12 protein-coding genes and 1 pseudogene are annotated in these 13052 nt (G+C 66.1%); all 13 read left to right on the plus strand.

The genetic code is table 11. The features are described 5' to 3' along the window. Positions 1 to 9: 9 nt before the first annotated feature. Complete coding sequence (locus tag WDB66_RS05715) at positions 10 to 1266, plus strand: multidrug effflux MFS transporter (RefSeq protein WP_339397576.1); 1257 nt, start codon at positions 10 to 12, stop codon at positions 1264 to 1266. Positions 1267 to 1342: 76 nt separating this feature from the next. After that, positions 1343 to 2701, plus strand: coding sequence for a glutathione-disulfide reductase (gorA, locus tag WDB66_RS05720; RefSeq protein ID WP_339397577.1), 1359 nt, complete (start codon positions 1343 to 1345; stop codon positions 2699 to 2701). A gap of 202 nt (positions 2702 to 2903) precedes the next feature. After that, the gene (gene hutG / locus WDB66_RS05725; protein ID WP_339397578.1) at positions 2904 to 3722 is read left to right on the plus strand and encodes an N-formylglutamate deformylase; all 819 of its coding nucleotides are present in this window, start codon (positions 2904 to 2906) and stop codon (positions 3720 to 3722) included. Positions 3723 to 3778: 56 nt separating this feature from the next. Next, positions 3779 to 4285 (plus strand): peptidylprolyl isomerase, encoded by a 507-nt coding sequence (locus WDB66_RS05730; protein WP_339397579.1) that lies wholly within the window; start codon positions 3779 to 3781, stop codon positions 4283 to 4285. A gap of 221 nt (positions 4286 to 4506) precedes the next feature. Further along, the gene (locus WDB66_RS05735; RefSeq protein ID WP_339397580.1) at positions 4507 to 5712 is read left to right on the plus strand and encodes a pyridoxal phosphate-dependent aminotransferase; all 1206 of its coding nucleotides are present in this window, start codon (positions 4507 to 4509) and stop codon (positions 5710 to 5712) included. Positions 5713 to 5853: 141 nt separating this feature from the next. After that, positions 5854 to 6840, plus strand: a complete 987-nt coding sequence (locus tag WDB66_RS05740; protein WP_339397581.1) for a malate dehydrogenase — start codon at positions 5854 to 5856, stop codon at positions 6838 to 6840. Positions 6841 to 7227: 387 nt separating this feature from the next. Beyond that, positions 7228 to 8748: a CoA-acylating methylmalonate-semialdehyde dehydrogenase gene (locus WDB66_RS05745; RefSeq protein ID WP_339397582.1), complete on the plus strand. Its 1521-nt coding sequence runs from the start codon at positions 7228 to 7230 to the stop codon at positions 8746 to 8748. Positions 8749 to 8755: 7 nt separating this feature from the next. Continuing rightward, entirely contained in the window at positions 8756 to 9910 is a 1155-nt protein-coding gene (locus tag WDB66_RS05750) for an acyl-CoA dehydrogenase family protein (RefSeq protein ID WP_339397583.1), read from the plus strand. A 34-nt stretch (positions 9911 to 9944) separates the two neighbouring features. Next, on the plus strand, positions 9945 to 11102 hold the full coding sequence (locus tag WDB66_RS05755) for an enoyl-CoA hydratase/isomerase family protein (RefSeq protein ID WP_339397584.1): 1158 nt from the start codon (positions 9945 to 9947) through the stop codon (positions 11100 to 11102). A 38-nt stretch (positions 11103 to 11140) separates the two neighbouring features. Then, positions 11141 to 12037, plus strand: a complete 897-nt coding sequence (gene mmsB / locus WDB66_RS05760; RefSeq protein WP_339397585.1) for a 3-hydroxyisobutyrate dehydrogenase — start codon at positions 11141 to 11143, stop codon at positions 12035 to 12037. Between the two features lie 191 nt (positions 12038 to 12228). Further along, positions 12229 to 12441 carry an AbrB/MazE/SpoVT family DNA-binding domain-containing protein gene (locus WDB66_RS05765; RefSeq protein WP_339397586.1) on the plus strand — a complete coding sequence of 71 codons (213 nt, stop codon included), beginning with the start codon at positions 12229 to 12231 and terminating at the stop codon, positions 12439 to 12441. Continuing rightward, positions 12441 to 12830 carry a type II toxin-antitoxin system VapC family toxin gene (locus WDB66_RS05770; RefSeq protein WP_339397587.1) on the plus strand — a complete coding sequence of 130 codons (390 nt, stop codon included), beginning with the start codon at positions 12441 to 12443 and terminating at the stop codon, positions 12828 to 12830. Before WDB66_RS05765 ends, WDB66_RS05770 begins: the two co-directional genes overlap by 1 nt. Before the next feature lie 45 nt (positions 12831 to 12875). Further along, positions 12876 to 12998, plus strand: a pseudogene (locus tag WDB66_RS05775) (3-hydroxyisobutyrate dehydrogenase); the annotation flags it as partial. Positions 12999 to 13052: the final 54 nt, after the last annotated feature.

A 13052-nucleotide genomic window follows, 5' to 3' on the forward strand; every position in this document is an offset into this window, starting at 1 on the left:
AGGTTTTTGATGCCATCCCATTCCCGTGCCTTCCTGTGGCGCCTGGCCCTGCTGCTGGCCGGGCTTTCGATGTTCGGCCCGTTCGCGATCGACGCGATCTTTCCCGCATTCCCCGAATTGCAGGCCGAGTTCGGCGCCTCGCACGCGGCGGTGCAGCAGTCGGTCAGCATCTATCTGGCCGCCTATGCGCTGATGAGCATCTTCCACGGGCCGCTGTCCGATGCGTTGGGGCGGCGGCCGGTGATCCTGGTCGGGGTGTTGCTGTTCGGCCTGGCGTCGATCGGGGCGGCGTTGTCGAACAGCCTGTTCTGGCTGCTGGTGTTCCGTGCTTTGCAGGGTATTTCGGCCGGCGCTGGGCTGATCGTCGGGCGTGCGCTGATCCGCGATTGCCTGGACGGTGATGAGGCGCAGAAGCTGATGGCGCAGGCGACGATGATCTTCTCGGTGGCGCCGGCGATCGCACCGATTGTCGGTGGCTGGATCCTGGGCTGGTCGGACTGGAATGCGATCTTCTGGGCAATCGCGATGTTCACCCTGCTGGTACTGGGCGCCTGCCTGATTTGGCTGCCGGAAACCCACCCGCCGCAGGCACGCACGCCGCTGCGGCCCGGTTCGCTGGCGCGCGGCAGCTGGGCGGTGCTGCGCAATCGGCGCTTCCTGCAGCTGGCCTTGTCAGCCTGCTTCAATTTCGGCGTGCTGTTCCTCTATATCGCATCGGCGCCGGTGCTGGTGCTGGATTATCTGGGTTTGAACCAGCAGCAGTTCGGCTGGCTGTTCGTGCCGATGGTGGCCGGGTTGATGACCGGCTCGTTCCTGTCCGGGCGCCTGGCCGGACGCATGAGCCAGTCGCGTACCGCGAAGCTGGGTTTTTCGCTGTCCTTGCTGGCGGCGGTGCTGAACCTGGCCTACAACCTCTCGGTCGATACGCCGCAGGTGCCATGGGCGGTGCTGCCGATGGCGATCAATGCCTGCGGCATCGGCCTGGTGTTCCCGCTGCTGACCATCGCGATGCTGGACATGTACCCGCGTCAGCGCGGCACTGCGGCCTCAATGCAGGCCTTCACCGGGCTGAGCTTCAACGCGGTGCTGGCTGGCATCGTGGCGCCGCTGCTGGCGCCGTACCGGCTCGGCATGGCCGGTGCGTCGCTGGCGATGTGCCTGATCGCGATCGTGCTGTGGTGGCGCTACCGCACCGGGATCAAGCGCGAACCTGCGATCAGCGCCGGCACGATGCCGCAGGTGCTGGACGATGCCGAGCGGCTGTAACCGGAAAGCGCCGGCGTTCGGTGCCGCCATCGCCTGCTAGCCTGTCGCCATCACGGCACGGAAAAGGAAGGCGGCCATGGCCGACACGTTCGATCTGGTGGTGCTTGGTGGCGGTTCCGGCGGGCTGGCGGCCGGCATCGCCGCCGCCCGGCACGGTGCCCGCGTGGCGCTACTGGAACCGGCGGAACTGGGCGGCACCTGCGTCAATCTGGGCTGCGTGCCGAAAAAGGCGATGTGGATGGCGGCCGGACTGGCCTGGCAGCAGCCGCTGGCGCAGGCGTTCGGGTTTTCGCTGTCGTCGCCGCAGGACTGGCGGCAACTGGTCGCGCGCCGGCAGGCATATATCGACAATGTGCGCGCTTCCTACCGCCGGCAGCTGGATGCACTGGACATCACCCACATCCGCGCCCGTGGCGAACTGCTGGATGCTGGGCTGGTGCAGGCCGGTGGGCAACGGCTGAAGGCACGTCATGTGCTGATCGCCACCGGCGCGCGCGCCTCGCGGCCGCAGTTGGAAGGCGCGGAGCTGGGCATCGACTCGGGTGGCTTCTTCGATCTGCGCGCCGCGCCGCAACGCGTGGCGATCATCGGGGGCGGCTATATCGGGGTGGAACTGGCCGGCATCCTGCAGGCGTTGGGCAGCCAGGTTCAGTTGCTGGTACGCGGCCGGATGCTGGAACGCTTCGACCGCGATCTGGTTGCCGCATTGGACACCGATCTTTCCCAACGCGGCATCCAGGTGCGGAACGACTGCCATGTCGCTGGGCTGCGGCGTGATGGCCAGGCGCTGCAGGTGATGCTCGATGATGAAGAGCACATCGCCGCCGATTGCGTGCTGTGGGCCACCGGGCGACGGCCCAACAGTGACGGCATCGGGCTGGAGAGCGTCGGTGTGGAGTGCGAGGACAGCGGCCACATCCGCATCAATGCGCACAACGCCACGAACATTCCCGGCGTGTTCGCGGTCGGCGATGTCGGCACCGATCCGGCGCTGACGCCGATGGCGGTGATGGCCGGGCGGGTGCTGGCCGAACGCCTGTTCGGTGATACCGATGTCGCGCCGGTGGATCGGCGATATGTGCCGACCGTGGTGTTCTCGCTGCCGCCGCTGGCCAGTGTCGGGATGAGCGAAAAGCAGGCGCGCGAATGTCATGGCGATGCGGTGCAGGTGTTCGAAAAACGCTTCCGCCCGATGGGCCGCGCACTGGCCGGGGTGACGCAGCAGGCGTTCGTCAAACTGGTGTGCGCAGGACCGGAACAGCGCGTGGTCGGATTGCACGCGATGGGCGAGGGCTTCGATGAAGCATTGCAGGGCTTTGCACTGGCGATGCGTCTGGGCGCGACACGGCAGGATTTCGAATCCACCATCGCGATCCATCCGGGCATGGCCGAGGAGTTGCTGCGGGTGCCCGAAAAGCAGAAGGCATCATCGTAGGGCGTTGCCGCTGAATCCATGGCTTCTTCGGCTGCCGCGCGGGGCAAGTGGCGCTGCCTGCGGGTCCCGGATTTCGGAGTGCAGGCGCATGTGGCGCGGCTGGGCGCCTGAGTTGATGGCCTGCACGACACGCCGGCGCTAATCTGGGCAGGTCGCCGCCCGTCATCGGATGTGCGGCTGTCCCTCTTCAGCAGGTGTCCGCATGTCCTCCGAATCCTCCACGCCAGCGGTGTTCGAGCTGGAACGCGGCGATGCGCCGCTGCTGGTCAGCCTGCCGCACGATGGCAGCCTGATTCCCGCCGATCTGCGTGCGCGGATGACCGCCAGGGCGCAGCAGGCGCCGGATACCGATTGGTTCGTCTCGCGTCTGTACGGCTTCGCGCGTGAGCTGGGCGCCTCGGTGCTGCGACCGACCCATTCGCGCTACGTGGTGGACCTGAACCGGCCGCCGGACGATGTCTCGCTGTATCCGGGCCAGAACACCACTGGCCTGTGCCCGCAGGTGCAGTTTTCCGGCGAAGCGGTTTATCTGCCCGGCGAGGAGCCTTCGCCGCAGGACATCCGCGAGCGCGTGGTCACCTGGTGGCAGCCCTACCACGATGCGCTGCGTGCCGAACTGGAGCGGCTGCGTTCGCGCTTCGGGCGGGTGCTGCTGTGGGAAGGCCATTCGATCCGCAGCGAATTGCCGTTCCTGTTTGAAGGACGGCTGCCGGATCTGAGCCTTGGCACCGCCGAAGGCCGCAGCTGCTCGCCAGACTTGCAGGCGCGACTGGAGCAGGTGCTGGCGGGGCAGAGCCAGTACAGCCACGTCTGCAACGGCCGTTTCAAGGGCGGCTACATCACCCGCCACTACGGCGCACCGGCCGAAGGCATCGATGCGGTGCAGCTGGAGCTGGCGCAGTGCACTTATATGGAGGAATCCGCCGTGCAATACCTGCCGGAACGCGCCGCGCGCTTGCAGGACACCGTGCTGCGGCCGCTGCTGGAGGCCGGGCTGGAACAGCTGCGCCGCCGCGTCTGATCGCCCCGGGCGCCGCTGCGGGTTACCATGCGCGGCCCATTCCTCAGGAAACTCCCATGTCCAACCTGCGCGCTGAAATCGTGACCTCCCGCGGCACGATCCACCTGACCCTGACCCCGGAACAGACCCCGGTGACGGTCGCCAACTTCGTCAACCTGGCCCAGCGCGGCTTCTACGATGGCCTGAGCTTCCATCGCGTGATCCCGGATTTCATGATCCAGGGCGGCTGCCCGAACGGCGTCGGCAACGGCGGCCCGGGCTACCGTTTCGAGGACGAAACCACGCCATCGCTGAGCCACGAGCCCGGCGTGCTGTCGATGGCCAACGCCGGCCCCGGCACCAATGGCAGCCAGTTCTTCGTCACCCACGTGGCCTGCCCGTGGCTGGATGGCAAGCACACCGTGTTCGGCAAGATCGTCTCGGCCGATGACCAGAAGGTGGTGGACGCGGTGCAGGGCGGTGACAGCATCGAAACCATCCGCATCGTCGGTGACGCCAGCGCGCTGCTGGAAGCCCAGAAAGAGCGCGTGGCGCAGTGGAACGCGGCGCTGGATCGCGCCTGATCCAGACGTTTCCCGACGCGGAAACAGCAAGGGGATGGCCGCGGTCATCCCCTTTTTCGTTGATGTGGCGGGGTTTTTCCTGGTTTTGGGAAGGCCGCGCGATGGGGCGGCACAGGTGCCCGTAACCTGTCACCTGAAACCAAGGTCCAGTGGGTGCGCGATCGGCAACCGCGATAGAATGGCCGGCCGATTGCGGCGAATTTTCGACAGGAATTCCATCAATGCCCCAACTTGCACAGCGCATGGGCGCGGCGCGACCCAGTGCGATCATGGCGGTGGCCGAGAAGGCGCGCGCGCTGAAGGCGCAGGGCCGCGACGTGATCAGCTTCTCCATCGGCGTGCCCAATTTCCTGCCCGGCGAGCATGTCTACGAGGCGGCGCGCGCCGCGCTGGACAGGGATTCGGGCAACTACGGTTCCAACCGCGGCAACGATGCGCTGCTGGATGCCTGCCTGCTGCATCTGGAACGCAATGGCCTGAGCGGCTACAGCCGCCGCAATCTGTGCGTCGGCATCGGCGCGAAGCAGGTGCTGTACAACCTGGCCGAAGCGCTGCTGGATCCGGGTGATGCAATCGCCTTCCCGACCCCGTACTGGACCACCTACGCCGATATCGCGGCGATTGTCGGGGCGCGGGAGCTGGCGCTGCCTTGCCCGCCGGAACAGGACTACAAGCTAACCCCGGCGCAGCTGGACGCGGCGCTGGCGCACAAGCCCAAGGTGTTCCTGTTCAACAATCCGTCCAACCCCACCGGCATGGTCTACCACCGCGATGAGATCGCGGCGCTGGCGGCGGTGCTGGCGCGCCATCCGGATACCTGGATCGTGCTGGACGACATCTACAACCGGATGATTTTCGACGACGTCGGCTATCACAACGTGCTGCACTTCGAGCCGGCGCTGCGCGAGCGCACCATCGTCGTGGATTCGCTTTCCAAGACCTACGGCATGCCCGGCTGGCGCATGGGTTTTGCCGCTGCGCCGGAAAACGTGGCGCAGGCGCTGGTGACGCTGAACTCGAATCACATCACCAATCTGCCGGAAGTGGTCACTGCCGCCGCCACGGCGGCGCTGACCGGCCCGCAGGATGTACCGCAGCGCCAGTGCGAACTGTTCGCGGCCAAGCGCGACGTGGTGCTGGCCGCGCTGGCGCAGATTCCGGGCTTGCGTTGCCCGCGCCCGGAAGGCGCGTTCTACGCCTTCCCCGATATCAGCGTCGCCTTCGGTCGCCGTCATGGCCCCAGCGGGCTGGTGATCGGCAACGACGTGGATCTGTGCAACGCGCTGCTGGATGCCAAGGCCGTGGCCTGCGTGCCCGGTTCGGCGTTCGGTGAGCCGCGCGCGCTACGCATTTCCTACGCCTGCCCGGATGATGCCCTGGCCGAAGGGCTGAGCCGCATCCAGGCGTTCTTCGCCGAACTGGATTAGACCGTTTCATCCGGCCGCCGCTGTCCGGTCAGGTCCGGCAGCGGCGGCTTCCCACCCATCGCGGCGAACGCCGCAGTCGGACCTGGCAAAACCTGCGGTGTGTCCCACATGCACGCCGTCCCTTCCCACGGAGAACTCCCCATGAAAACTCCCGTTCGCGTCGCTGTTACCGGTGCTGCCGGCCAGATCGGCTATTCGCTGCTGTTCCGTATCGCTTCCGGCGAAATGCTCGGCAAGGACCAGCCAGTCATCCTGCAACTGCTTGAACTTCCGATGGAAAAGGCTCAGGCCGCGCTCAAGGGCGTGATCATGGAACTGGAAGACTGCGCCTTCCCGCTGCTGGCCGGTGTGGTTGGTACCGATGATCCGGAAGTGGCCTTCAAGGACGCCGACATCGCCCTGCTGGTCGGCGCGATGCCGCGCGGCCCGGGCATGGAGCGCAAGGACCTGCTGCTGAAGAACGCCGAGATCTTCACCGTGCAGGGCAGGGCGCTGAACAAGGTCGCCAGCCGAGAGGTCAAGGTGCTGGTGGTCGGTAACCCGGCCAATACCAATGCCTACATCGCGATGAAGTCGGCCCCGGATCTGAACCCGAACAACTTCACCGCGATGCTGCGCCTGGACCACAACCGCGCGCTGAGCCAGCTTTCCACCAAGGCCGGCGTGCCGGTGGGCGAAATCCGCAAGCTCGTGGTCTGGGGCAACCACAGCCCGACGATGTACCCGGATTACCGCTTCGCCACCGCCGAAGGCGCCTCGTTGAAGGACAAGATCAACGACGCCGACTGGAACGCCAACGAGTTCATCCCGAAGGTCGGCAAGCGCGGCGCGGCGATCATCGAAGCCCGCGGCCTGTCCTCGGCCGCCTCGGCCGCGAACGCCGCCATCGACCACATCCGCGACTGGGTGCTGGGCAGCGATGGCGAATGGGTGACGATGGGCGTGCCCTCCGATGGGAGTTACGGCATCCCGGAAGGCGTGATCTTCGGCTTCCCGGTCATCACGGAAAACGGCGGTTACCGCATCGTGAAGGATCTGCCGATCGATGCCTTCAGCCAGCAGGCCATCGACAAGACCCTGGCCGAACTGGAAGAAGAACGCAGCGGCGTGGCCCATCTACTGGGTTGATCCGCAGCCTCATCATTGCAATGGAGAAGGCGGCCCGATGGCCGCCTTTTCCTTTTCTGCCGGCCCCCTCCCGAGCCCGGATTCGCCTTGCGTGAGCCGCTCCGGAGCGGGAAATCCGCCGCCGCAGGCGGAATGTCCTCGTCCGGAATGCCGGCGCCGGTCAAGGTCCACGCGGAAATGGCACCCCCCGTTTCCCGCGTGCACCACCGGCGGGGTGACGGTGATCGCGGTATGGAGCGGCGCCTGGCCTGAGGCCGGGCCGGGCACCGGATCCGCCCTGCGACATGACGCCCGCAGCCGGATTCGGGCACTCCGGCTCTTCCACAATCGGCGGCTTGCCAATATTGTGAAAGGCTTTTCCGAATCCGCGATCCCGGGAGATCTGCCATGTCTGCGCCAGCCACACCCGCCTCCGTCCCCAGCGTGCCGTTGCTGATCGACGGCGCCTTTGTCCAATCCAGCACCACGCAGTGGCGCGATGTCGTGAATCCGGCCACGCAGCAGGTGCTGGCGCGGGTGCCGTTCGCCACCGCTGCCGAAGTCGATGCCGCCGTTGCCTCCGCGAAGGAAGCCTTCAAGACCTGGCGCAAGACGCCGATCGGCACCCGCGCCCGCATCTTCCTGAAGTACCAGCAGCTGATCCGCGAGAACATGACCGAGCTGGCCGCGATTCTGACGAGCGAACAGGGCAAGACCCTGCCGGATGCCGAGGGTGATGTATTCCGCGGGCTGGAAGTGGTCGAGCACGCCGCCGCCATCGGCAATCTTCAACTGGGCGAGCTGGCCAACAACGTGGCCACCGGCGTCGATACCTACACCTTGCTGCAACCGCTCGGTGTCTGCGCCGGCATCACCCCGTTCAACTTCCCGGCGATGATCCCGCTGTGGATGTTCCCGATGGCGATCGCCACCGGCAACACCTTCGTGCTGAAGCCGTCCGAGCAGGATCCGCTGGTGACGATGCGGCTGGTGGAACTGGCGCTGGAAGCCGGCATTCCGAAGGGCGTGCTGAACGTGGTGCACGGTGGCCCGGACGTGGTCAACGCGATCTGCGACCACGCCGACATCAAGGCGGTGTCCTTCGTCGGTTCGACCAAGGTGGGCACGCACGTCTACAACCGCGCCAGCCTCGCCGGCAAGCGCGTGCAGTGCATGATGGGCGCGAAGAACCACGCCATCGTGCTGCCGGATGCGAACAAGGAACAGACCCTCAACGCCATGGCCGGAGCCGCGTTCGGTGCCGCCGGCCAGCGCTGCATGGCCGCGTCCACAGCAGTGTTGGTGGGCGAGGCGCGCAGCTGGATTCCGGACCTGGTAGCCAAGGCGAAGACGCTCAAGGTCAACGCCGGCACCGAGCCGGGCACCGATATCGGCCCGGTGATTTCCTGCGCTGCGCGCGAGCGCATCGAGGCACTGATCGCCTCGGGTGTGGAGCAGGGTGCGACGCTGGAACTGGATGGCCGCAATCCGCAGGTGCCCGGCTTCGAGCAGGGCAACTTCGTCGGTCCGACGATCTTCTCCGGCGTGAAGCCGGGCATGCGCATCTACGACGAGGAAATCTTCGGCCCGGTGCTGGTGATCCTCGAGGCGGAATCCCTCGACGAGGCCATTGCGATCGTCAACGCCAACCCGAACGGTAACGGCACGGCGATCTTCACCCAGTCCGGTGCCGCGGCGCGCCACTTCCAGGAGGAAATCGACGTCGGCCAGGTGGGCATCAATCTGCCGATTCCGGTGCCGGTACCGCTGTTTTCCTTCACCGGCTCGCGTGCTTCCAAGCTCGGTGACCTGGGCCCGTACGGCAAGCAGGTGGTGCTGTTCTACACCCAGACCAAGACGGTCACCGCGCGCTGGTTCGACGATGAAACCGCCAGCCACGGCGTCAACACCACGATTTCACTGAAGTGAGGACGGCATGGACCTGCAATTGAACGAGGAACTGTTGGCCTTCCGCGAAGCCGCCCGCGAGTTCGCGCAGGCGCGCATGGCGCCGTTCGCGGCGCAGTGGGATGCTGAACACCATTTCCCCAAGGACGTGATCGCGGCTGGCGGCGAACTGGGTTTCTGCGGCCTGTACGCGCCCGAGGACATCGGCGGGCTGGGCGTGTCGCGCCTGGCCTCGGCCATCGTGTTCGAAGAACTGGCGGTGGCCTGTCCCTCGACGGCGGCCTATTTCACCATCCATAACATGGCGACCTGGATGCTGGGTACCTGGGGCAGCCAGGCGCTCAAGGACGATTGGGGTCAGGCGCTGACCGCGGGCAGCAAGCTGGGCTCGTATTGCCTCACCGAGCCGGGTGCCGGGTCCGATGCGGCCTCGCTGAAGACCCGCGCGGTGCGTGATGGCAGCGATTACCTGATCAGCGGCAGCAAGGCCTTTATTTCCGGCGGCGGCTCCAGCGATCTGCTGATCGTGATGGCGCGCACCGGCGGTGATGGTCCCAAGGGCATCAGCGCGTTCGCGGTGCCGGCCGATGCGCCGGGCATCAGCTACGGCCGGCAGGAAGAAAAGATGGGTTGGCACAGCCAGCCGACCTGCGGCATCACCTTCGACAAGGTGCGCGTGCCGGAACATTATCGCCTCGGCGAGGAAGGCCAGGGTTTCACCTTCGCGATGAAGGGGCTGGATGGCGGCCGCATCAATATCGCGGCCTGTTCGCTCGGCGGCGCGCAGGCGGCGCTGGACCAGGCGCGCAGCTATCTGGGCGAACGCGAACAGTTCGGCAAGCCGATCGGGCACTTCCAGGCGCTGCAGTTCCGCCTGGCTGACATGGCCACCCAGCAGGTGGCCGCGCGCCAGATGGTGCATACCGCCGCGATGAAGCTGGATGCCGGCGCCGAGGATGCCAGCGCCTGGTGCGCGATGGCCAAGCGCTTTGCCACCGATGCCGGTTTCGCCATCGTCAACGATGCGCTGCAACTGCACGGCGGCTACGGCTACACGCGCGAGTTCCCGCTGGAAAAGCTGTTGCGCGATCTGCGCGTGCACCAGATCCTGGAAGGCACCAACGAGGTAATGCGGGTGATCGTGTCGCGTTATCTTCTGGGCAGCACGCGCGAGCTGCGCTGATGCGCACCGTGGTTTTCAGCAGGAGCATCAGGACATGACCACCCACGACGATTCGGCGCCGGTGTTGTTCGAAGAACGCGGCGCTGCCGGCGGGCGCCGTATCGGCATCGCCACACTGAACGCGCCGCGCACCTTGAACGGTTTTTCGCTGCAAATGGCGCATCTGCTGGATGCGCAGTTGCAGCGCTGGGCCGAGGATGTCGGCATCGCGCTGGTGCTGCTGCAGGGCGCCGGGGAAAAAGCCTTCTGCGCCGGCGGCGATCTGCATTCGCTTTACCGCAGCATGCTCGAATACCGCGAAGCCGGGCAGCAGGACATCCGCGCCAACGCCTATGCCGGCGAGTTCTTCGAGGTCGAATACCGCCTCGACCATCGCATCCACACCTTCCCCAGGCCCGTGCTGTGCTGGGGGCATGGCATCGTCATGGGCGGTGGCATCGGGCTGATGTCCGGCGCCAGCCACCGGGTGGTCAGCGAGCGTTCCAAACTCGCATTTCCAGAAATCACCGTCGGCCTGTTTCCCGATGTCGGCGGCAGCTGGCTGCTGAACCGGGTACCGGACGGCGCCGGGCGCTTCCTCGCACTGACCGGCGCGATGCTGTCGCCGGCCGATGCGATCCATGCTGGTCTAGCCGATGTGCAGCTGCCCGAAGCCAGCCGCGCCGATGTGCTGGAAGCGCTGGAACGCACCGAATGGTCGGCCTCGTCGAAGGAAGCCGGCGCGCAGCTGGATGCGGTGCTGGCGAGCTTCGCACTCACGCCGGAACCCGGCCCGCTGCAACGCCACGCAGCGGCCATCGCCGCCGCCTGCGAAGGCGAGGTGCTGGAAGACATCGTGGCCGCGATCAGTGCCATGCCGTCGGCCGACGAACCCTGGCTGGCGACGGCGCAGGCCACGATGGCGGCGGGTGCGCCGGGTTCGCTGCGGCTCGGTTTCGAGCTGCAACGCCGCGCCGAGGGCATGTCGCTGGCCGAGGTGTTCCGGATGGAATACGTCGTGGCACTGCATTGCGCCGCGCACGGCGATTTCGCCGAGGGCATCCGCGCACTGCTGATCGACAAGGACCGCACACCGCGCTGGAACCCGGCCGAACTGGCCCGGGCCGATGGCGAATGGGCCGCCACCTTCCTGCGTGAACCGGACTGGCCGGGCGGCACGCATCCGCTCGCCGATCTGGTTGATACACACTGACTCATCCCACCTGAAACCTAGCCACGGGGAATACACATATGCAGCGCATTGCATTTATCGGTCTGGGCAACATGGGCGGTCCGATGGCCGCGAATTTGGTCAAGGCCGGCTTCCAGGTCCAGGCCTTCGATCTTTCCGCCGCCGCACTGGAAACCGCGCGCGCCGCCGGTGTCGGTGTTGCCGCCAGCGCCATTGAAGCGGTGCGCGAGGCGCAGGTCGTGATCTCGATGCTGCCGGCCAGCCGCCATGTCGAATCGCTGTATCTGGGCGATGCCGGGTTGATGACACAGATCCCGGCCGGGGCGCTGGTGATCGACTGCAGCACGATCGCACCGGCCTCGGCGCGCAAGGTGGCGCAGGCCGCTGCAGCACGCGGACTGGAGATGCTGGATGCCCCGGTTTCCGGTGGCACGGCAGGTGCCGCTGCCGCAACGCTGACCTTCATTGTCGGCGGTGACGCACAGGTGCTGGAACGTGCCCGCCCGGTGCTCTCGGCGATGGGCAAGAACATTTTCCACATGGGTGATGCCGGCGCCGGCCAGGTCGCCAAGCTGTGCAACAACATGGCGCTGGGCGTGATCATGGCAGCCACCGGTGAGGCGATTGCACTGGGTGTGGCGCACGGTCTGGATCCCAGCACGCTCTCCCAGATGATGGCGGTCAGTACCAGCCGCAGCTGGGCCACCGAGGTCTGCAATCCGTGGCCGGGTGTGCTGGAGAATGCGCCGGCTTCGCGCGGCTATACCGGCGGTTTCGGCAACGACCTGATGCTCAAGGATCTGGGCCTGGCAGCCGAAGCGGCCGTTGCCGTCGGCAGCGCGGTGCCGCTGGGCGAACTGGCCCGCAATCTGTATTCGATGAACAGCAAGGCGGGCAATGGCGGACTGGATTTTTCCAGCGTCGTCAAAATGCTGGCCGATGTCGAAGCGGTGTGAGGACGGCTTCAGTCTGATGCCGTGCAGCCCGATGACCGGGCTGCCATCGGAATGGCAGTGCGCGGCCGCCATGCACGAAGTGGTGTGGCTGGGAAGGTCGGCTTTCGGCACAGCTTGGGGATCGGCTGATGCCTCGGCGCCGGGAGATGTGTATTCTTACCGAACGCAGGTCGATGTCCGCGAGGTAAGAAATGAGCGTCACCGCCACCTTGTCCAGCAAGTTCCAGATTTCCATCCCCAAGGCCGTGCGCGACGAGCAGCACTGGCAGGCCGGGCAGGAGTTCGTGTTCATACCCAAGGGCAAGGGTGTGCTGGTAATGCCGGTGCCCGAACTGGACGACTTGGCCGGCATTGCCAAGGGAGCACGCAAGGAAGGCTACCGCGACCGCGAGGACCGCTATTGATGACGGCTGCATTGCGCGTGGTCGATACCTCGGCCTGGATCGAATGGCTCATCGGCAGCGCGCTCGGGCAGCAGCTCGGTCCGCAATTTCCGGACAAGCCGCAATGTGTGGTGCCGACCATCGTGCAACTGGAGCTGTCCAAATGGCTGGTGCGTGAAGTCGGCGAAGAGCAGGCCGACCAGATGATCGCCTACACCCAGAAATGCGTGGTGGTGCCGCTGGCCACTGGCATCGCGCTGCTGGCCGCCGATCTGCACCGTGCACACAAACTGGCAACCGCCGACGCCATCGTCTATGCCACAGCAAGGCATCAGGAAGCGGAGCTGTTGACCTGCGATGCCCACTTCGAAGGCTTGCCCGGCGTCGTGCTGTTCCCGAAGGGTGCCTGATCTGTACCGGTGCGCTGTCACCGATATGGCGGCGATATCGGTATCGGCAGCGCGGTGCCGCTGGGCGAGCTGGCCCGCAATCTGTATTCGATGAACAGCAAGGTGGGTAACGGCTGGCTGGATTTTTCCAGTGTTGTCAAGTTGTTGACCAATACTCCTGAAGTCTGACTGAGGTTCGCGCCGGCGTTTCCTGCGCCGGGGTGCCATGCCTTGCGGCCCATT

The sequence above is a fragment of the Denitratimonas organivorans genome (genome assembly GCF_037478135.1).
Taxonomy (GTDB): domain Bacteria; phylum Pseudomonadota; class Gammaproteobacteria; order Xanthomonadales; family Xanthomonadaceae; genus Denitratimonas.